Annotated in this window: 1 protein-coding gene; it reads right to left on the reverse strand. The window is 46.2% G+C overall.

All coding sequences use genetic code 11. From position 1 onward, the window contains the following. Positions 1 to 506: FAD/NAD(P)-binding oxidoreductase (locus tag R7Q11_RS27670; RefSeq protein ID WP_225467170.1), on the reverse strand; the 506-nt coding region annotated here is incomplete at its 3' end. Between the last annotated feature and the right edge of the window lie 98 nt (positions 507 to 604).

Consider the following 604-nt stretch of genomic DNA (forward strand, 5'->3'; position numbering starts at 1 on the left):
GCTTCCATCATTTCTAAACCGATGAAACCGCCGCCAACAACTGTCGCATGCTCTGGCTTGTTCATTTGGATCGTTTCGATGATGCGATCCATATCTGGAATGTTACGTAGCGAGTGGGTGAGCGGGTTATCGAGGCCTGGGATTGGTGGAACAATAGGACCAGCACCTGGGCTAAGCAGTAGGAAGTCGTATGATTCTACGTATTCAGACTCATCCAACAGGTTTTTGATCGTAACGGTTTTGTCCTGTCGGTTAATAGATACCACTTCATTCATCACGCGAACATCAACGTTAAAGCGTGCTAAAAAGCTTTCTGGCGTTTGTAGTAGTAACTTACTGCGTTCTTGGATATCGCCGCCGATGTGATAAGGCAAGCCACAGTTGGCAAATGAAACAAACGGGCCACGTTCAAACATGATGATTTCGGCATCTTCGCTTAGACGACGAGCACGCGCCGCCGCAGATGCACCACCTGCAACACCACCGACGATTAAGATCTTAGTCATTTTTAACTCCAAGTTTTAGGGCGAGCTGACCTTTCACGAATAGCCTGTGTGAAAGGTCACTACGCTCTAGATTATCTAAAACCAAATTTCTTTAAAAA

The sequence above is a fragment of the Vibrio sp. 970 genome, assembly GCF_033339075.1.